The 20061-nt window shown below is 72.2% G+C and carries 11 protein-coding genes; 3 read left to right on the forward strand and 8 right to left on the reverse strand.

Annotated elements, in window-relative coordinates:
• Positions 1-134: 134 nt before the first annotated feature.
• From ADL29_RS39975 to ADL29_RS39990, 4 genes are all read right to left on the reverse strand, one after another.
• Positions 135-3005 (reverse strand): NHLP bacteriocin export ABC transporter permease/ATPase subunit, encoded by a 2871-nt coding sequence (locus ADL29_RS39975; RefSeq protein WP_053928401.1) that lies wholly within the window; start codon positions 3003-3005, stop codon positions 135-137.
• A 10-nt stretch (positions 3006-3015) separates the two neighbouring features.
• Positions 3016-5322, reverse strand: a complete 2307-nt coding sequence (locus ADL29_RS39980; protein WP_053928367.1) for an NHLP family bacteriocin export ABC transporter peptidase/permease/ATPase subunit — start codon at positions 5320-5322, stop codon at positions 3016-3018.
• A complete protein-coding gene (locus tag ADL29_RS39985; protein WP_046929483.1) occupies positions 5319-6125 on the reverse strand; it encodes an HlyD family efflux transporter periplasmic adaptor subunit in 807 nt (268 codons plus the stop codon). Before ADL29_RS39985 ends, ADL29_RS39980 begins: the two co-directional genes overlap by 4 nt.
• A 222-nt stretch (positions 6126-6347) precedes the next feature.
• Entirely contained in the window at positions 6348-6569 is a 222-nt protein-coding gene (locus ADL29_RS39990; RefSeq protein WP_053928368.1) for a hypothetical protein, read from the reverse strand.
• Positions 6570-7334: 765 nt separating this feature from the next.
• Here ADL29_RS39990 and ADL29_RS39995 point away from each other — a divergent pair.
• Positions 7335-8408: a PHP domain-containing protein gene (locus ADL29_RS39995; protein WP_053928369.1), complete on the forward strand. Its 1074-nt coding sequence runs from the start codon at positions 7335-7337 to the stop codon at positions 8406-8408.
• On the opposite strand, the gene ADL29_RS40000 is transcribed toward ADL29_RS39995, so the two are convergent.
• The 3 genes from ADL29_RS40000 to tdh are packed head-to-tail and all read right to left on the reverse strand — an operon-like array spanning position 8399 to position 11610.
• Complete coding sequence (locus tag ADL29_RS40000; RefSeq protein ID WP_046929480.1) at positions 8399-9307, reverse strand: LysR family transcriptional regulator; 909 nt, start codon at positions 9305-9307, stop codon at positions 8399-8401. The two genes, ADL29_RS39995 and ADL29_RS40000, sit on opposite strands and share 10 nt — an antisense overlap.
• A 27-nt stretch (positions 9308-9334) precedes the next feature.
• On the reverse strand, positions 9335-10534 hold the full coding sequence (locus ADL29_RS40005) for a glycine C-acetyltransferase (protein WP_053928370.1): 1200 nt from the start codon (positions 10532-10534) through the stop codon (positions 9335-9337).
• 47 nt (positions 10535-10581) lie between these two features.
• The gene (gene tdh / locus ADL29_RS40010; RefSeq protein WP_053928371.1) at positions 10582-11610 is read right to left on the reverse strand and encodes an L-threonine 3-dehydrogenase; all 1029 of its coding nucleotides are present in this window, start codon (positions 11608-11610) and stop codon (positions 10582-10584) included.
• 734 nt (positions 11611-12344) lie between these two features.
• Between tdh and ADL29_RS43910 the strand changes: the two genes are divergently transcribed.
• Complete coding sequence (locus tag ADL29_RS43910) at positions 12345-12500, forward strand: hypothetical protein (protein ID WP_157878694.1); 156 nt, start codon at positions 12345-12347, stop codon at positions 12498-12500.
• 61 nt (positions 12501-12561) lie between these two features.
• Complete coding sequence (locus tag ADL29_RS40015) at positions 12562-15141, forward strand: class III lanthionine synthetase LanKC N-terminal domain-containing protein (RefSeq protein WP_053928372.1); 2580 nt, start codon at positions 12562-12564, stop codon at positions 15139-15141.
• Between the two features lie 25 nt (positions 15142-15166).
• Here ADL29_RS40015 and ADL29_RS40020 read toward each other — a convergent pair whose 3' ends face one another.
• Positions 15167-19837, reverse strand: coding sequence for a hypothetical protein (locus tag ADL29_RS40020; protein ID WP_053928373.1), 4671 nt, complete (start codon positions 19835-19837; stop codon positions 15167-15169).
• Positions 19838-20061 lie beyond the last annotated feature (224 nt).

Here is a 20061-nt window from a genome sequence, read left to right on the forward strand (position 1 = left end):
CAGGACAGTCGCCGTGCCTCACCGTCACCGTGCATGCCGGTCGGTGCACATGTCAGTCGGTGTGCATGTCAGTCGGTGTGCACGATATGCGACGTTTGCGGTGGCTGCGGGGAAGGCCGGTGCGCCGCGGTGGCTCAGGTCAGCTGACGGCGGACCAGTTCGTGGAGGTGGCCCCCGGTGTCGGCCAGCAGGTCGGCGGGGGCGCCCTGCTCGACGACGCGGCCCTCGGACATGACGATGACACGGTCGGCGTCCATGACGGTGGACAGGCGGTGGGCGATCACCAGGCGGCTGGCGCTGAGTCTGCGGGTGCTTTCGATGACGATGCGCTGGGTCTCGTTGTCCAGGGCGCTGGTGGCCTCGTCGAAGAAGAGGATCCGGGGGCGGCGGATCAGCGCCTGGGCGATCATCAGGCGCTGCCGCTGGCCGCCGGAGATCGCGCCGCCGCCGGAGATCATGGTGTGCAGCCCCATCGGCATGCGCTTGATGTCCTCGGCCAGACCCGCCATCTCGGCCGCCTCCATGGCCTCCTCCGGGGTGAAGGCCTCGGCGCCGCAGATGCAGTCCAGGATGGAACCGGTCAGCGGCTGGGCGTTCTGCAGCACCACCCCGCACTGTCGGCGTACCGCCGCCTGGTCGAGGGCGGCCAGGTCCTGGCCGTCGTAGAGGACGCTGCCGGAGGTGGGCCGGTCGAAGCCGATGAGGAGGCGGAGCAGCGTGGACTTGCCGCAGCCGCTGGGGCCGACGATGGCCACGAACTCGCCCGGACCGACCCGGAGCGAGACGTCGTCGAGGACGAGCGGGCCGTCGTCGGTGTAGCGGAAGGAGAGCTTCTTGGCCTCGATGCCGCCGGAGAGCGTGCCGGGCTGCGCGCTGGCGCCGCGGACCTCCGGGGCCTCGTCCAGGACCGGCTTGATCTGTTCGAACATCGGCAGCGCGGCGGCCGCCGCGACAAAGGCGCCGGTGATCTGGGTGACCGAGGTCAGCAGCATGGTCAGGGATGTGCTGAAGGTCAGGAACGATCCGGCCGACATGCTGCCGCGGGCCGGTCCGGCCAGCAGCATGAACATGGTCAGGGTGCACAGCGGCAGATAGAGGGTGTTGAGGACGGTGGTCAGATTCTTGATCCGGCCGGCCTTCTGCTGGAGTTCCCGCGAGCGGGCGAACTCGCGGGCCCAGGCGGCGTACGCGAAGCTCTCGGCCGCGGCCACCCGCAGCTTGGGCAGGCCGCGCAGGGTCTGGAAGGCCTGGTTGTTGAGCTTGTTGGTGAGCGTGATCAGCCGCCGCTGCCAGCGCAGTTCCCACATGCCCATGGCGAGGAACACCGCGCCGATGACGACCAGCATGCCGATCGCCGCCAGCGCCAGCGGCACGCTGTACAGGAGCAGCAGGACGAGGTTCATCGCCCCGACCGTGACCGACTGCACGGCCACCGGGCCGACTCCGGACAGCACCCGCCGGATGGCGCTGATGCCCATGGCGGCACTGGCCAGCTCGCCGGTGGAGCGTTCGGTGAAGAAGCGCGTCGGGAGCCGCAGCAGACGGTCCCAGATCGCGGGTTGGAGGGCGGCCTCGATACGGCCCTCCATCCGCAGCACGGTGAGGTTCTGCAGCAGCATGAAGGCGGCGGTGACGATGCTGCTGATGATGACAGCGAGCGCGACCTGGACGATCAGGCTGCGCTCGGCGGCCGGTACGTAGACGCCGAGGACCCTGCCGGTCGCGATCGGGACCAGCGCGCCGAGCCCGACCGTCACCAGGCCGCTGACGGCCAGGTTCCGGACGTCCGTACGGGTGTCGCGCAGGCTGAAGCGCATCAGCCGCCACATGGTCATCGGCCGCTCGGGCAGCGGGCGGTAGAACATCACGGCGCGCGGCTCGAGCTCGTCGGCGTTGTCCTTGCCGATGCGCAGGCGCAGCCCGGACACCGGGTTGACCGCCTCGTACCGGCCGCGGCGCCACAGCAGCGCGACCGGCGCGCCGGACTTGGCGCGATGGCCCACCAGGGGGCCGGTGTTCGTGCGCCACCAGCGGCCGGTGAGCCGGACCGCGCGGGTGCGGATCCGGGAGCTGACCGCGATGCGCTCGACGGGGGTGATGCGATCGTTGACGGCGCCGCCCCTCGGGGGCTCGGTCAGGGTGATCCCGGCGGCCTCGGCGACCGTACGGCAGACCGCGAAGGTGGTGTCGTCGGCGGCGCGGTCCGCCTGGGTGCCCCGGCCGCCGCGGTCCTGGCGGCCGATGGAGGCCAGCAGCGCCTGGTCCGCCCGTTCGCGGACCGCTTCGCCCGCCTTGATACCGGCGGCCGTACGGTCCTCGTGCGCCCGCTCCAGCTGCTCGATCCAGCGGTCCACCGCGGCCAGCAGCCGGTACTGCTGATTGACCATCTGCTGCCACAGCTCGGGGTCGACGAGCAGGTCGGCGGCGGCCTCCGCGCTGTAGGAGGCGCCGTACTGCACGCTGCCGGGCGGGACCGGCATCCACAGGACGTCGTCGTCGGCCACCGCCTCGTCGCCGGGCCGGCCGTCCAGCGGGGCCTCGAACAGCACGCCCAGGCTGCGGCCGGTGCCGAGCGCGAAGGCGTGCTCCAGCGGGGAGGGCTGCTCGGCCTGGGTGCCGTACTGCGGGTAGGAGCCGGTGTCGTACTGCGGGTAGGACCCGGTGTCGCCGTACTCGCCGTAGTCGTGGCGGGGCAGCTCGCGCAGCGGGATGCGGCGCAGCCGGCAGTCCTGCGAGGGCCGGCCGAGGAGGGAGTGCTGCGGGCCCTGAACCGGTCCGAGCAGCAGGCTTCCGGGCTCGAGCCGGCCGAGGAAGTGCCAGTGGCCCTCCTGGGCGGCATCGACCGCGAAGAGGTCGAGGGCTCCGCCGGTGACCAGCCACAGGACGTGCGGGCCCTCGAGGGGGACGCTGCGCAGGCCGGTGCAGTCGACGGTGGTGCCGAGGCCGCCCATCGCCTGCGTCACCACGTCGAGCTCGCCCTGTCCCACCGCGGCGGGCGGGTGCATCGATGACACGTCAGTGCTCCTTGACCAGCTCGGCGTAGGCGCCTCCGGCGGCGACGAGGTCCTCGTGCCGGCCGCGTTCCACGACGACCCCGTGGTCGAGGACCACGATCTCGTCGCTGTCGCGGACGGTGCTCAGCCGGTGGGCGATGACCACGCAGGCGCAGCCGCGCCGCCGCAGGTTGTCGATGATGATCTGCTCGGTCCGGGCGTCGAGCGCGCTGGTGACCTCGTCGAGGACGAGGATGCTGGGGCGCCGGACCAGCGCGCGGGCGATCTCCAGCCGCTGCCGCTGGCCGCCGGAGAAGTTGCGGCCGTCCTGTTCGACGCGGCTGTAGATGCCGTCGGGGCGCCGGGCGATGACATCGTCGTAGAGGGCGGCGTCCCGGAGCGCGGCGATGACGGCGTCGTCCGGGATCGACGGGTCCCACAGGGCGACGTTGTCGCGCACCGTCCCCTCGAAGAGAAAGATGTCCTGGTCGACGAAGGAGACGGAGGCGGCCAGCGCGCTGCGGGAGATGTCCTCCAGGCGCTGCCCGTCGATGCGGATGGTGCCTTCCCAGGGGCTGTAGAGGCCGGAGATCAGCCTCGAGACGGTGGACTTGCCGCTGCCCGAGCCGCCGACGAGGGCCACCTGGCGGCCGGGGCCGACGGCGAGGGAGAAGCCGGTGAGCAGGGGCTTGTCCAGCGGGCTGTAGCCGAAGGTGATGTTCTCCAGCGTCACATGGCCTTTGAGGCGGCGGGTGTCGGCGTCCGACCCGGGGCGGGAGTAGAGCGTGTCGGCGGGGAAGGACTCGACGTCCTTGAGACGGGCGACGTCGGCCGCGAAGTCCTGGATCCGGCCGGCCACGCCGTTGAGCCGGGTGATGGGCGCGGTGAAGCGGGTCACCAGCGCCTGGAAGGCGACGAGCAGGCCGATCGAGATATGGCCTTCGACCGCCCGCAGTCCGCCGATCCACAGAATCAGCGCGCTGTTGAGCGTGGCGAGGGTGGGGGCGACGACGGCCAGCCAGGCGCTGGGGACGCCGAGCCGCTGCTGCTCCTCCAGGGTCGTCGCGTGCTGGCCCGCCCAGCGGCGGAAGTAGCCGTTCTCGCCGCCGGTGGCCTTCATCGTCTCGATGAGCTGCAGGCCGGTGTACGAGGTGTTGGTCAGCCGGGCGCTGTCGGCGCGCAGTTTGGCGGTGTGGGTGGCACGTATCCGTACCACGATGCGCATCGCGACGACATTGAGCAGGGCGATTCCGACGCCGATGACGGTCAGCTGGGGGTCGTAGGTCCACAGCAGGACGGCGTAGAGGATGACGACGATGCCGTCCACCCCGGCCGCGGCCAGGTCGCGGGCCAGGGTCTCGGCGACCGCGTCGTTGGACTGGAGGCGCTGGACGAGGTCGGCGGGGCTGCGCTGGGCGAAGAAGGTGACCGGGAGTCTGAGCAGATGCCGCAGGAAGCGGGCGCTGCTGAGGGTGGAGGAGATGATCCGGCCGCGGAGGAGGTTCGCCTGCTGGAGGCCGGTCAGTACGGCGGTGAGGGCGACCATCGCGGCCATCGATGCGAAGAGCGGCCCCAGCAGCGAGGTCTGGTTGCCGATCAGGAACATGTCGATGTACGTACGGCTGAGCGCGGGCACCGCGGCGCCGACCGCGACCAGGAGCAGGCTGGCGAGCAGGGCGGCCAGCAGGGTGCCCTTGGTGCCGCGCAGCCGTGCGGGCACGGCGCCCAGGACGCCCGGCTTGCGGCCGCCCTTCTCGAAGGACTCCGACGGTTCGAAGACCAGGGCGACGCCGGTGAAGCTGGTGTCGAAGTCCTCCGCCGGCACGAAGCGGCGGCCCTTGTCGGGGTCGTTGATGTAGACGCCCTTGCGGCCGAGCTTGCGGCCCATGCCGTCGTAGACGACGTAGTGGTTGAACTCCCAGAAGAGGATGGCGGGCGCCTGGACCTCGGCGAGCGCGGCCGGTTCCATCTGCATGCCCTTGGCCGTCAGGCCGTAGCTGCGGGCGGCCTTGAGCAGATTGCTGGCGCGGGAGCCGTCGCGGGAGACGCCGCAGGCGATCCGCAGCTCCTCCAGCGGTACGTGCTTGCCGTAGTGGGCGAGGACCATGGCCAGCGAGGCGGCGCCGCATTCCACGGCCTCCATCTGGAGGACGGTGGGGGTGCGCACCGACCGGACCTTCCCGGCCTTCTGGGTCTTCGTGTACCTGGGTGTCTTTGACGGCGCGTCGCGGCGGGCCCGGCGGCGGGTGGGCGCGGGCTCGGGGCGGTGCCGGCGGCGGCCCGGCGGCGGCAGCTGCTGCTGGGCGGCAGGGGTGTTCGGTGCGGTCACGGAAGCAGCCAATCGATCGGATGCTGCTCGGCCAGGTGGACGGCGCCGCCGGCCATGGTCATGGAGTCGACCGCGAAGGGCGGGCCGTCGGAGGTGGACCAGGCGTAACCGGACCTGGTGCGGGGTGCGCGGTCCAGCTTCACCTGGACGGCGACGGGCTGGCCGTGCTGCGAGAACTGCTCGCCGAGCTGGCTGCTGCCCAGGAAGGCGCCGATCCGCTGGCGGGTCTGGGTGGTCCGGCCGACCGCCTGGACCCGGCCGCGCAGTACGCCGTACTGCTGGCTGGGCACGGACTGGACGGTGAGGTCGACGGAGGCGCCGACCGGAACCGTCGCGGCGCTCTCGGCCGGGACGTAGAGCGTCGCGGTCAGGGGGTCGCCGGGGCGGGCGACCCGCTCGACGGAGGCCACGTCCGCGCCGGTGGTGACGACGGAGCCGATGGTGGCGACCATCGTCGTCAGCCGGCCGGCGGCGATGGTCCGCACGACGGTGTTGCCCTGGGGGGTGCGGACCTTGAGGACCGGCGTGTTGGCGGCGACCCGGCTGCCCTCTTCGGCGAGTACGGCGGTGACCTGGCCCGCGACGGGGCTCTGCAGGATGTAGCTGCCCTGGCCGTGGGTGAGGATGCCCGGGGCGTTGAGCGTGGAGGAGACGGTGCCGGTCACCGCCCATACGGCGGCGCCGATCACCACGGCGACCGTGATGATCAGTACGAGCCAGCCCTGGGGCCGGGCGAAGCGCACGGGGAGGTCGATCTCCTCCGGCGACTGCAGCTTGGAAAGGGCCTGTTGGCGGAACTGCACGACACTCTTCCCTCAACTGCAACAACGGCACCGGTCTTTCGGGTGCACAGGTCTGTCAGGACGACGCGGCCCGGCCCGGCCGGTACGGCGCTGGGGACGAGCGTACGGCGGTGTGTCCGGGGCGCGGCAGCCGGGTGCCCCGGAACCCGGCGACAGCCTGGCGGTTCCGGGGCATCCGGTCCGGCAGTTCGGCAAGGAGGGGACGCCGACCTGCCGTGCGGCTCAGAGACCGGCGGCGAGGCCCGTGACCTGACCGGTGTTGACGCCCAGACCGTCGATGGCGCCGGTGGCGGTGCCGGTGACGGAGCCCAGGGTGCTGCCGACGTTGAGGCCCGTGGCGCCGTCAACGGTGCCGGTAACGGTGCCGAGGGCGTTGCCGACGAGGCCACCGGCCACGTTGTCGAGCTCGCTGTCGGCGATCTCCTGGGTCTGAATCTCGCGCATGATGATTCCTTTCGGATACATATCTCAAATAGTCACGGCCGAGCCGTCCGGCAGGGCGGCCAGGCCGCGGCAGCGGTTGTCCGGCGCCTCGAGAACGAGAACCCCCGTGCGACTTCCGCGGTGCGAAGGATCAAAGCATGCAGGCGCGTTGCTCTGCTAATCCGACAACCGCTGACCCGGACTCCAAGCCTCCACCGAATTACCTGCCGTGGATGGATGTCCATGACTTCGTGGCAGCTTCTTCACATGTCCCGCCGCTTCGACCGCGGCGATTTGGTGCGCCGTTTACCCCGAACTGGACAATCCCGCACCAACCCGCTTCGCCGCAGGTCAGAGCGTGAATGACCGGCGCCGGGGAGCGCGCCGTCCGCGCTGGGGATGTGCAGATTTTCTGAAGGCCGGCAATTTTTCGCACGACCCCCGCCAATGCGCACCCGGACAACCAAAACGGTTGCCCCCGGCATCTACCGCAGCATCTACCGCGATTTGTTGCCCGTTCATTACCGGCACATGTACCGCCCGGCCCGGCCCGGGCGATATTGCCGAAAATGCACGGCGTAATCCCAACGGCATTATGACAGAAACCGATCGGCTATCCGGAGAACGGACATAACCGCATAACGGCGCCAGACCCGGAACGGGCCGGAAAGGGGCGTTTTACGGCGGGGCCGGACCGGCCGGGCCGCCGATGGCAGCCAGTGACGGAGTGCGGCACCTTGGGAGGAGTGGGAGGAGACTGCGCGGCACACTGGGAAGGAGCCGTGGGTGGAGCCGGTCGAGGCGCTGGAGCGGATCGCCTTTCTGCTGGAGCGGCAGGGGGCGGTGACCTACCGCGTACAGGCCTTCCGTACCGCGTCGGAGGTGATCCGCGGGCTGTCCGGCGACGAGGTGCGGCGGCGCGCGGCGAACGGGACGCTCGCCCGGGTCAGGGGGCTGGGGCCCAAGACGACCCGGGTGGTCGAGGAAGCGCTGTCGGGCGAGGTGCCCGGCTATCTGGCGCGGCTGACGGAGGAAGCGGGCGGACCGCTGGTCGACGGGGAGCGGGGAGTGCGGCTGCGGCGGGCGCTGCGCGGCGACTGCCATCTGCACTCGGACTGGTCGGACGGCGGCAGCCCCGTCGAGGCGATGGCCAGGACGGCCCGCGGCCTCGGACACGACTGGTGTGTCCTGACCGACCACTCCCCCCGGCTCACGGTCGCCCGCGGACTGAGCCCGGACCGGCTGCGGGCGCAGCTGTCCCTGGTGGCGGAGGTGAACGCCCAACTGGCACCGTTCCGGCTGCTCACCGGGATCGAATGCGACATTCTCGACGACGGCGAACTGGACCAGGAACCGGAGCTGCTGGCGGAGCTCGATGTGGTGGTGGCCTCGGTGCACTCCAAACTGCGGATGGACGCCCGGCCGATGACCCGCCGGCTGCTGGCCGCGGTCCGCAATCCGCTCGTCGACGTACTGGGCCACTGCACCGGACGGCAGATCACCGGCAGGCCGCGGCCCGAGTCACGGTTCGACGCCGACGAGGTCTTCGCGGCCTGCGCCGACCACCACACGGCCGTGGAGATCAACTGCCGCCCCGACCGCCTCGACCCGCCGCGCCGCCTGCTCCGCCAGGCCCTGGAGGCCGGGGCGCTCTTCTCCATCGACAGCGATGCGCACGCACCGGGCCAGCTGGACTGGCAGATCTACGGCTGCGCCCGCGCGGAGGAGTGCGACGTGCCGCCGGAACGGGTCATCAACACCTGGACGGCACGGCAACTGACCAGCTGGACGGGGACGGGGAGAATGCCGCGGAAAGAGCGCCCGGGGCCCGCCGCGTCGCGGCCCCGTCCTCACCCCTGAGGCGCCGCCGCCTCCTGGAGGGCCGTCAGCACCGGCCGCAGCAACGGATGTTCCTCGGCCCCGCGGCGTACGGCGGCGAAGACCCGCCGGGTGGGAGCCACGCCGTCCACGGGCCGGACCACCACGCCCGCCAGGTCCATGTCGGCCAGCGCCGACCGCGGAACGAGGGCCACGCCCGCCGCGGCCGACGCCAGCGAGACCACCGCCCGGAAGTCGTCGGAGGAATGCTCCAGCCGCGGCTCGAACCCGGCATATTCGCAGGCCAGGACGACCACGTCATGACAGGGATTGCCGGAGTACGGGCCGATCCAGGGATCGCCCGCGAGGTCGGCGACCGCCACCCGTGGCGCGTCCGCGAGCCGGTGGCCGACCGGGAGGACGGCGTCGAACGGTTCGGCGTACAGCGGGACACGGGTCAGCCGGGGGTCGTCCGCGCGCGGCGCGCCCCGGTACTCGACGGCGACCGCCACATCGACCTGCCGGTCGAGAACCATCAGCAGACTGGCGTCGCCCTCGGCGTCCCGGACCCGGACCCGGATCCCGGGCGCGGCGGCCGCGAGCCCGGTGATCGCGGGCGCGACGACCAGCGAGATGCCGGTGGCGAAGGCCGCGACGGTCACCACACCCGCCTCGCCGGAGCCGTATGCGGCCAGCTCCGACTCAGCGCGCTCCAGCTGTGCCAGGACGGCATTGGCATGGCTCAGCAGAATCTCGCCCGCGGCCGTCAGCGTGACACCGCGGGCGCTGCGCTCCACCAGGCGGTGGCCGGTCTCCGCCTCCAGAGCAGCGAGCTGCTGGGAGACCGCGGAGGGGGTGAGATAAAGCGCGGCGGCCGCGGCGGTGACCGTACGGTGGTCGGCCACCGCGCGCAGGATGTGCAGCCGCCGTGCTTCGATCATGTTTCCAGTTTCCCAGGACCTGCGGTATCAGGCCCCCAGGACGGAGCGGGCCGCCACAAAGGCGTCCACCGCGCGGTGGACGTCGTCGGTGGAGTGCGCCGCCGACAGCTGGACGCGGATCCGCGCCTGGCCCTGCGGGACGACCGGGTAGGAGAAGCCGATGACGTAGACGCCGCGCTCAAGCAGCAGTTCCGCCATCCGGGCCGCCTCGGCCGCGTCGCCGATCATGACGGGGGCGATGGCGTGCTCGCCGGGCAGGATCTCAAAGCCCTCCTCGGTCATCCGCGAGCGGAACAGCGTGGTGTTGGCGTTCAGCTGTTCGCGCAGGTCACCGGCCGATTCCAGCAGGTCGAGGACCTTGAGCGAGGCGGCGGCGATCACTGGGGCGAGGGAGTTGGAGAAGAGGTACGGGCGCGAGCGCTGGCGCAGCAGGGCGACGATCTCGGCGCGGGCCGCGACGTAGCCGCCGGAGGCGCCGCCGAGGGCCTTGCCGAGGGTGCCGGTGATGATGTCGATGCGGTCCATCACGCCGTGCAGCTCGGGGGTGCCGCGGCCGCCGGGGCCGACGAAGCCGACCGCGTGCGAGTCGTCGACCATCACCATGGCGTCGTAGCGGTCGGCCAGATCGCAGATCTCACGCAGCGGTGCGAGGTAGCCGTCCATGGAGAACACGCCGTCGGTGACGATCAGCTTGCGGCCCGCGCCGCCTTCGGCGGCTTCCTTCAGCTGCCGCTCCAGGTCCGCCATGTCGCGGTTGGCGTAGCGGAAGCGGCGGGCCTTGGAGAGCCGGATGCCGTCGATGATGGAGGCGTGGTTGAGGGCGTCGGAGATGACCGCGTCGTCCGGGCCGAGCAGCGTCTCGAAGACACCGCCGTTGGCGTCGAAACAGGAGGAGTAGAGGATGGTGTCCTCCTGGCCGAGGAACCCGGAGATCCGCCGCTCCAGTTCCTTGTGGACCTCCTGGGTGCCGCAGATGAAGCGGACCGAGGCGAGGCCGTAGCCCCAGCGGTCGAGCGCTTCGTGGGCGGCCGCGACGACCTCGGGGTGGTCGGCGAGGCCGAGGTAGTTGTTGGCGCAGAAGTTGAGGACCTCGCCGGGGCGGCCCCCGGCGGTGACATCGACGGTGGCGGACTGCGGGGTGCCGATGACGCGCTCGGGCTTGTGCAGGCCGGCCGCGCGGATCTCGTCGAGGGTGGTGCGCAGTTCGTCGCGTACGGAGTCGAACATCGTGGGTTTCTCCAGGAGTTGAGGGTGACGGACCGGGGCGGTGACGGTCAGGCGGTCCAGTCGAGGATGACCTTGCCGCCACGTCCGCTCGCCGCGTCGTCGAACGCGGCGTCGAAGTCCTGGTACGGGTAGCGGCCGGTGATCACGGGGGCCAGGTCGAGGCCGCCTTCGAGCAGTACGGACATCGCGTACCAGGTCTCGAACATCTCCCGGCCGTAGATTCCCTTGATGGTGATCATGGAGGTGACGACCCGGGACCAGTCGACGGGGAATTCCTCGGACGGCAGGCCGAGTACGGCGATCCGGCCGCCGTGCGTCATGTTGTCGATCATGTCGCGCAACGCCTCGGGCCGGCCGGACATCTCCAGGCCGACGTCGAAGCCCTCGCGCAGGCCCAGCGCACGCTGGCCTTCGGCGATCGGGGTCTCGGCGACGTTGAGCGCAAGGCTCGCGCCGACCTTCCTCGCCAGCTCCAGGCGCGGCTCGCTGACGTCCGTGATCACGACGTTGCGGGCGCCCGCATGCCGGGCGACGGCCGCGGCCATGATGCCGATCGGTCCCGCTCCGGTGATCAGTACGTCCTCGCCGACCAGCGGAAACGACAGCGCGGTGTGCACGGCGTTGCCGAACGGATCGAAGACCGCGGCGATATCGAGGTCGACGGGGATGCGGTGCACCCACACGTTGGCCGCGGGCAGCGCCACATACTCGGCGAAGGCGCCGTCCCGGCCGACGCCGAGGCCGACGGTGGCGCGGCACAGGTGGCGCCGCCCGGCCAGACAGTTCCGGCATTTGCCGCAGACGAGGTGCCCCTCGCCGCTGACCAGATCGCCCTCCTTGATATCGGCCACATCGCGCCCGGTCTCCACGACCTCGCCGACGAATTCATGGCCGACGGTCAGCGGTGCGCTGACGGCCTGCTGCGCCCAGCCGTCCCAGGAGCGGATGTGCAGGTCGGTGCCGCAGATGCCGGTACGCAGCACCTTGATCAGCACATCACCCGCGCCGACGGCCGGCTCCGGCACCTCCGTGAGCCACAGTCCGGGCTCCGCCTTCTGCTTGACCAGTGCCTTCACCGCTATGGCTCCCGTACGCGCGCATGACCTGCCGGGGGCGCATTCCGGCCGCCCGATCTCCGTCAGGAAATCTTCCGCACCCGGGCCGCGTGGTCCATCGAGGTTTTCTTAAGCCGGGTCGCAGCTGTTCTGCACGCCCCCGCCCCGGCCGCCGCGGGGTCAATGCCCGGGGCCGGCCTCAGCCGCCCGGTGAGACGGCCCGGCATCGGGCGGAACGCGGGCGCCGCGCGCTCGGCGCGGCAGGGACCGGCAAGCATTCGGCCGCGGGCTATTCCCGAGGATCCCTCTCCGCGAATACGGCAGGCATTCCGGACGGCCGCGCTCCGGAAGCCGTACATCGAAAGTCATACACCCGAAGTCGTAAGCCGAAGAGAACGCGCCGGACGACGTCATCGGAACGCCGTACACACAAAGTCCGAAAACCTCGCCGGAGGAAGGGTGAAACGTGCCCTTGACGGCACCGGGTTACCGCAGCCGAACCGCCTCCCCGACTACCACGGCATTTTGTCGGGGGTTGAGAAAAGCTCCAGGTCACCGCTTCCCGATCGGTGCGAAACCGTTCGGCCACGAACTCCGGTCGCGATGAACTGGGCTTGTTTCCAAGGCACTTGGGCCGGTGGATCCCCCAAGAAATCAGCCACGGAAGTGGATTGACCTTGGAAGAGACGCGTGCCTAGTGTGCCGTCCCGCTGAGCGATCGCCAGCGCATACCACCTCAACCATTGGGGAGTCCCATGGAAACTCTGTCTGCATTCGCCCCTCGCCCCGCAGGAGTTCTAGAGCGGGAGCCGGAGGTCACCTTCCTCGATTCCGAGCAGATGACACAGGGCGCCGACTTCTGTCCCCTCACCATGTGTGCCAGCCACTGCGTCGGCACCCACACCGGCTGAGCCATTCGCTGAACAGCTGACATTGCCCGCTTGACGGGCACGGCCCCGAGAGGGATGCACTGTGAACAATTGGAAGGCGGAGGACGCCCTTCGCACCCTGAACGGCGGGGCATCCCTCCCGGGGTTCTCTTCGACCACCGGCCCCTTATGGACATACGTCCACCCCTATGAGGCGGCACCGCTGCCGGAGGACGGCTGGAAGCTCCATATCTCCTCCCGGGCGGCCACCCTGCCGGACCTGACGGACCGGCTGCTGCCGGTTCTGCTGTCCGAGCGCTGCCACTTCAAGATCGTCCGGTCCGACGACGTGCTGACCCGGCTCAATTCCGGCCGCGAGAACCCGGCCGCCATCGGCAAGGCCGTAACGGTCTATCCGGAGCAGACGCGCGTCCGCGAGCTGGGGCTGATGCTGGCGGCACTGCTCCGGGGGCACGCCGGGCCACGGGTGCTGAGCGACCGCCAGGTGGACGACCGGGCACCGGTGTACTACCGGTACGGCCCCTTTCACGCCCAGTGGCACTCCGGCGACCAGGGCCTTCCCGTCGTCCGGATACTCGGCCCCGACGGCGAGCTCTTCGCCGCGGCGGCCACCACCGAGTACCGCCAACCCCCTTGGGCCGCCGATCCGTTCGCCACGGACGAGGCAGCGCCGCCCGCGCGGGAAGCGGACCTGCTGGGCGGCCGGTTCCAGGTCGTCGAGGGTGTCTTCCGGTCGGCCCACGGCAACGTCTACCGCGCGCGGGACGTCCGCGGGACGCGGCGCGACGGACCTGCGCTGATCGTCAAACAGGCCAGGGCCTACATCGGCGAGTCCGCCGAAGGCGTCGACGTCCGCGCCCGGTTGCGCAACGAACGACGGATCCTCGAGGCGTGCGCCGCCGTGCCCGGCATCCCGCGGTTCCTCGATCACTTCGCGCACGGCGACGACGAGTACCTCGTCACCACCGACGTGGGCGGCGACAACCTGCTCCACCGCGTCGAGAACGACGGCGCGATGCTGCCGCCGCCCGGTGCCGACCGCACCGGATCCGCCGGGCAGGACTTCACCGGGCTGGCCACCGCGCTCGGCGCAACGCTGGCCGCGCTGCACGACCGGGGCGTGGTGATGCGCGACCTCTCCCCGCGGAACATCGTGCTCCGGGGCGGCCGGCCCAGCATCATCGACTTCGGGATCTCCGCGCTGGACGGCTTCCACCTCCCCGGCGGCACCCCCGGGTTCGCTCCCCCGGAACAGATCGACGACACCGCTGCGCCGCGCTTCGAGGACGACCATTACGCGCTCGGCATGGTGCTCGCGTACGCCGCCACCGGTGTGCTGCCGGTCCCCGGCGCCGCCACCGCCGCGCTCGCCCGCACCCGGGTACTGCAGTGCCTGCGGGCGGTCTACGGCGACGGCCGGACCGGCTTCCAGGCGCTGATAGCGGATCTGACCTCCGGCGTCCGCGAGACCGCCGGCGAGGCGGCGCGCCGGCTGCCCACCGGCACCTGGCTGACCGAGACGCCCGGCAGCTCCTCCCCCGGGCCGATGCTCCCGGTGGTGGGGACGGACCTCGGCATCCGCCTCGAGGAACGGGCCCTGCGGCTGCTTCTGGACCAGGCCGGGGAGTATCAGTTCGGCGGGGAGGCCGGCGATTTCGCCGCGGTCGACGCGAGCCTGTACTCCGGCAGCGCGGGACCGGGCCTGGAGCTGCTGCAGCACCGCGACCGGCCGGGGGCGGGCGAGCTGCTGGAGCGGCTGGCGGCGCACGCCGTCACGGCCCTGCGGAGGGTGGCCCTGCCTCCGGGGCTGTTCTCGGGGCGCACGGGCACCGAAGTCTTCCTCGCTTCCGCACGGGCAGCCGGAGTAGCCCTCCCGCCCGAGGCACCGCCGACGCGCGAGGACAGCGCCTGGGGCGAGGAGCTCGACGTCATCAGCGGCCGTGCCGGACTGGGCTTCGGCGAGATCCTGCTCGGGAACCTCGAGGCCGCTCTCGAGCAGGCTCAGCGGGTGACGGCTCACCAGGACCTGCACACCGTGCCCCCGCTCGCCGGACCCATCGCCGACGACCCACGCTTCGGCCACGCCCACGGATTCGTCGGAGTGACCGACTTCCTCGTCGCGGTCGCCGCGCGCACCGGCGCCCCGGAACTCCACCGGGAGACCCGGCGCCGGGCCCATGATCTGGCCGAACGCATCCCCCGGCTGGTCGCGGCCAGTGAGGCCCCGTCGGCCTCTCCCATGACGGTTTCCTGGTGCCGCGGGCTCGCCGGAGCCGCGCGGACTCTCCTGCACGCCCATCTCCTCCACGGCGAGCCGGCGTTCAAGAAGTCCGCGCAGGCCGCCGCCTCCGCATGCGCCGCCTGGATTCCGCGGCTGAGCAGGCCCGGCCAGTGCTGCGGGATCTCCGGGGTCGGCAGCATGCTCGTGGAAATGGCCCAGGTCACCGGCGAGGACCGTTTCCACGAGGCAGCCCGGTCGGCGGCCCGGCAGCTGCTGATCCGCAGTCACGGACCGGACGAGGCCCCCCTGCTCGTCCATCCCGGCTTCCAGGAGATGCCGTACTCCTGGGCCCAGGGCTACGCCGGAGTCCTCGGCTTTCTGCGGCGCCTGAACCGCCCGGAGACACCGGATCTGCTGCCCTCGCCCCCGCTGCCGGCCTGACCGGCGGGGCGCCCGCCCGGTGGCATCACCGCCTCGCCCATGCGTCGGCGAACATCTCGTGCAGCGGGCGGGGCGGCAGCAGGCGGGTGAACGGGCCCTCCACCTCGCGCTTTTCGGTGGCGGCGGCCAGATGGGCGTCGAGCTTGGCGGTCTCCAGCGGCAGATGGGGCGCCTTGAGATCCGTCCAGCCGCCGGGGAGGAAGGCCGTGCGGCCGGCCCGGCTGCGCTTCTCCGTCACCACGGCGCCGGTGGCGGCGAGTTCGGCCTGTACGGTGCGGTGCCGGGCGGCGCTCCAGCCGTTCCAGCGCCGGACATTGCGGTCGGTGGGGCGGGCGAGCGTCAGCAGCTGGAGGTACAGCGCGGCGGCATCCCGGCCGACCCCCAGCGCCTCGGCCGCCTCATTCACCAGTTCCGGCACGCTGAGCAGCGGGTTCGCTTCGTATCCGCCGGCCGGTACGGGGGTGTCGGCGGACCGTGCGGCGAGCGCCGCGATGCCGTCGCGCAGCACCCGTATCCGCTCGACCTGCGTGGCCAGCTCGCTCATGCCGAGGTCCTCGCAGAGCCGCGCGACCGCTTCGTACTTTCCGCGGCGGGCGAAGCCGGCGGGGCGCAGGAACACGCCCTCCCAGTCGCCGGTGCTGTGGACGAGGAGCAGACCCTGGTCGTAGTAGAGCGGCAGGCGCGCCGCCCGGTCGGTCGCGGGCGGCTCGGCGGCCGCCACCGGGTACTTCTCGGGGCCGAACAGCGCGTCGATCCCGGCCTGGTCGAGGGAGAAGCGGTGCCGTCCCAGCCGGACGAGGAATTCCGGTGCGTCGAGGCGCTCGGCGAGCCGTGCGCACAGGGCCCGGGCGCCGACGGTGGCGGGATCGCCCACGGGGCGCTCGGTCAGCACCCAGGAAAGGGCGGACGCCATGCCGAGGTACGGCGTGCTGTAGTCCGGCCGGTCGCCCGGGGAGCCGTCGGCCGCCACCGGATAGGCGTACAGATAGCCGTACTTGCTGGCGGCGACGACCCGGCGCAGGTCCTCGGTCAGCACTCCGCCGCCCTGCGGATCACCGAGCGCCGCCGAGAGCGCCCCTGCGCCCAGCTCCTTCTCCAGCTCTGCGGTCAACTCCTCGTCCACCGGGGTCTGTTGACCGAGGATCGCGGCCCATTCGTCGCCCATCCGCCCGGCGGCCGCCACCAGCCCGGACGCCGTCCACAGCTCCGCCGGGTCGTCGGGCAGGCCGGCCGCCAGGACACGCGCCCGGCCCGCCGTGCCGAGGCGGTGCACCAGCGATTCGGCCTCCTGAGCCACCCCGAGCGTGGCCTGGAACGGCTTGGCGCGCAGCAGCTGACGGGTGCCGTTGATCCCGGGCCTGGTGGGGAGCCCGGCCAGGGCCTGCACGGCCACCGCGCGCCGTACGCCGGTGCGGGCGACGAACGCCGCGACGGCTTCGGGGGTGAGGGTCAGCGGGCCGTGCTCGGCGAGCAAGTCCAGCAGCCGCGGCAGCCGGGCCGCTTCGTCGTGGGTGACGGTGACCGTACGGACCTCGGTGGCACCCTCGGGTACGGGGGCGGACTCGGGCTGAACGAAGCGGTAGCCGCCCGTGGGACCGAGCGGTTCGCCGGGATGCGGGGCGACGCCCTGTCTGCCGTCGCCCATTCCGGTGGCCACGGCCCGGCCGGTGTCGCACAGCGGGCGCAGCGCCTCACCGGAGGCGCGGCCCAGTCGCCAGGTGCCGGGTTCGGCGAACGGAGTGGCGGCCCAGGTGCGCAGCAGGGCACTCAGTGCGGTGCGGTCCTCGTCCGGTGTGGTCTGGGTGACGCAGCGCCAGGCGGCGGCCGCGATCCCGCCGCCGAGCAGCGGTGCCCAGTCACGCGGCCGGGCAGGCGGGCTGACGCGCCGGGCGGCGTCCTCGATCCGGCCGCGCAGGAACTCGCCGTCGGCGGCGATCGCGCCGACGGTGGCGGCCTCTTCGGCGATCCGCGGGGCGTTGTAGGGGATCCACGCCTCCACCAGGCCGCGCAGGGCGGTGATCAGCGCGGTGTCGGCGGTCTCCCCGGCGGGGCGGACCTGGGCGCCGTTGACGATCAGCGCCGACCGCACCGAGAGGGTGCGGCGCCGGTCCAGGATCCCGGCGGCGGTGCGGACGGCACGCACCACGCCGTCCAGGACGCCGGGGTCGGTCACCCCGGACAGCACCCGGGCAGCCTCGGCGCGCACCGCTTCCTCGCCGCCGTCGCCGGCTGCCGCCGCCAGCAGGGCCTTGACGGCATCCTCGGTGACCGTGCGCAGCGCCTTGGAGGATGCGGCGTCCCGCGGGGTCAGGAAGTGCCAGAAGGCGGGCGGCGGGAACAGCGGTCCCTCGCCGGGAGCGTGGGATCCGCCGCCGGACCACTTGGGGTACGGGAATCCACGCGCCTCCCACAGCAGGGAGTTGTCGTCGGCGGCGTAGCAGCGCATCGGACGGTGGTCGGTCAGCACGGCCTCGGCGCCGCCCTCCGGCAGCCGGATGATGCCCCAGGGGTCCTCCCCCGGGTGCGTGACCCGGAATTCGGCGCGCCGCCCGTCGTTGCCCTCCAGCAGATAGCGCACCGGGGCGCCCCCGCTGTGCTCCCAGTGCAGGACCCGGCAGCCGGTGACACCGTCCGCCTGGCCCAGCGGGGATTCCGGGGCGCCGGGCGGCATCGGGGCGAGGGTCTGCAGGTCGTGGGTGCGGAACAGGTCCTTGGGCGGGTCGGCGGCGAGGAAGGGGGGCAGGGCGGTGCGGTCCGTACGTTCGCCACTGCCCGGGTCGAGCTCGCGCCAGGCGCCGTCGCGGCGGCCGAGCCTGCTGCCGAACAGGCGGGAACTCCACAGCCGGGTGCCGTCGCCGAGCTGCTGCTCGTAGTCGCCGATGCCTTCCCGGCCGCCCGGCCGGAGCACCCGGACACCGTCGTACCGGCCGCCGCCGTCGGGCGTGGCGAACTGATAGCCGAGCGCACCGTCCGTGCTGCCGCCGTAGGAGACCATGCCCATGGAGTCCTCCGGCACGAAGGTGTCCTCGGGACGGTCGGCCCAGAACGCCCGCCGCGCCGACAGGCCGTAGGTCTTGCCGTCGGCCCAGCCGACCAGAAAGCTGCCGCCGACGAAGAACACCGAATGCGTGGCGGCCTCTTCGGGGAGCGCGAAGGCGCAGGTGCCGCGCTCGCCGCTGTGGTCGACGGCGATCGCCCGGTCCCGGCCGAAGACGGTCAGCACCGGCCAGGTGCAGGTGACCCCGGCGACCTCCCGGCCGCCGCCCAGGCGTCGTACGGCCTCCTCGAGTGCGGGCCAGGCCAGCTCCTCCGGCAGGCCGCCGCGCAGCGTGCGCAGCAGCGGTCCGACGCCGTCGAGGGCGTCCAGCGCGGTGTCGATGCCCTTGAGCGCGGCGATCGCCGGCGGGTCGAGGATCGTGTCCAGCTTGGCGACCGCTTCCTGCGCCGCGCCCAGCCCGCCGTCCGCGACGGCGTCCATCAGCCGGGTCACCCGCTCGTGGAGCGCCGCGTCGACGCCGTCGCCGAGCGGCAGCCGCGGGGCGCCGGCACGCGGGTCGCGCGGCGCGTGGGCCGTGCCGATCAGCCGGGGGCCCAGCACCGGGTCGGCGGCCAGCGCCCGGTGGTCGCGGCGGGCCTTCCTGCCCCAGAACTCCAGCCCCACGCGCGGGCCGGGGTCCGCCACCGCGATCCCGTTGGCCAGGCAGGCATCGACGAGATCGGCGTCGAAGAGGGTGTGCCGGAAGCGGGACCGGTGGAGGCTGACGGGGGTGTTCTCGGACCTGATCTGCCCGGCGATACGGGGCACCAGGGCGTACAGCTCATCGGGCATCGCCTGGCGCGTGACGCCGGAGCTGTAGCGCTTGTAGGAGTAGTGGAAGGCGAAGTTGCCGAGCCAGGCGCTCAGGCCGCCGGACGGGACGATCCGGCCCTGTGCCAGGGCCTCGTCGACTCCGGTGGCCGCCAGCAGCCGCAGCCAGGCACCGCCGTCGGTGACCGAGGTCGGGAAGAGCTCCGCCAGTGCCTGGCGCACCGGAGCCGGAGGCGGCACCTCGGCGAAGACCGGCCCCAGGCCGTCCAGGAGAGCGTCCGGCAGGGGCCGGCCCTTCGCCGCCACCAGGATGTCGCCGAGCGCCTGCGCGCTCTCCGCGATGCCGAGCCCCGCCGCCTTGGCCGACGCCTGCACCCGGCGGTGCAGATCCCTCGCGGGGGTACCGCCGCCGGCGGCGAAGGCCAGCAGGAACTGCACGAACTCCTGGTGCGCGACGGCCGCATCGAGCGTGGCGTGCAGCCGCCGCTGGTGTCCGGCGACCTCCTTGGCGGGCAGCGCGCCGAGGCGGGCGTAGAGCAGGACGTTGGCCCGGTGGTACGCCTCGTCGACCGGCAGGCCGTGCTGCGCCTCCGCCTGGCGGGCCAGTCCGTAGGCGGTGCCGGCATGGCGGGGCAGCCAGGGGCCCATGCGATGGCCGACCGTGTCCCAGAACCACGGCAGGTGCGTCGCCGGAAGACCGGCGGCGCGGCGCTTCATGTCGTCGAGAAAGCGGCCCGGCTTCTCGTGCGCACGCCCCAGCCCGGCCCGCACCGCCTCGATGAGGCCGTGCGCGGCGTCCTCCGACCCCGGCGCATGGAGCCGTGCCCAGTCCAGGAAGACGGTCGAATTCTTCGGGTCGGCGGGCGGCATGACAGGCAGTGCAGACATGTGAGGAATCTTGGCATGCGCCACTGACAGCCGGCCCGGGAGCCGGGCAGCAGCGGCCGGGAGTGTAGGCGGCCCGGCACGGAACCCGGCGGAATTCATCGCACCTTGAGTGGCCGTGAGCCCGCGGTGGGCGGGGTGCGTAGGACTGGGTGACAGCAGCAACAGCAACAACCAGAGCAACAGCCAGACCAGCAACCACAGTGCACGGCCGCCACCATCCCCCC

The sequence above is a fragment of the Streptomyces chattanoogensis genome (assembly GCF_001294335.1).
GTDB lineage: Bacteria > Actinomycetota > Actinomycetes > Streptomycetales > Streptomycetaceae > Streptomyces > Streptomyces chattanoogensis.

Coding starts and splice junctions, on each gene's coding strand:
- ADL29_RS39975 (WP_053928401.1), bottom strand. CDS start 3,005: ATGCACCCGCCCGCCGCGGTGGGACAGGGCGAGCTCGACGTGGTGACG.
- ADL29_RS39990 (WP_053928368.1), bottom strand. CDS start 6,569: ATGCGCGAGATTCAGACCCAGGAGATCGCCGACAGCGAGCTCGACAAC.
- ADL29_RS40000 (WP_046929480.1), bottom strand. CDS start 9,307: ATGATCGAAGCACGGCGGCTGCACATCCTGCGCGCGGTGGCCGACCAC.
- ADL29_RS40005 (WP_053928370.1), bottom strand. CDS start 10,534: ATGTTCGACTCCGTACGCGACGAACTGCGCACCACCCTCGACGAGATC.
- ADL29_RS43910 (WP_157878694.1), top strand. CDS start 12,345: ATGGAAACTCTGTCTGCATTCGCCCCTCGCCCCGCAGGAGTTCTAGAG.
- ADL29_RS40020 (WP_053928373.1), bottom strand. CDS start 19,837: ATGTCTGCACTGCCTGTCATGCCGCCCGCCGACCCGAAGAATTCGACC.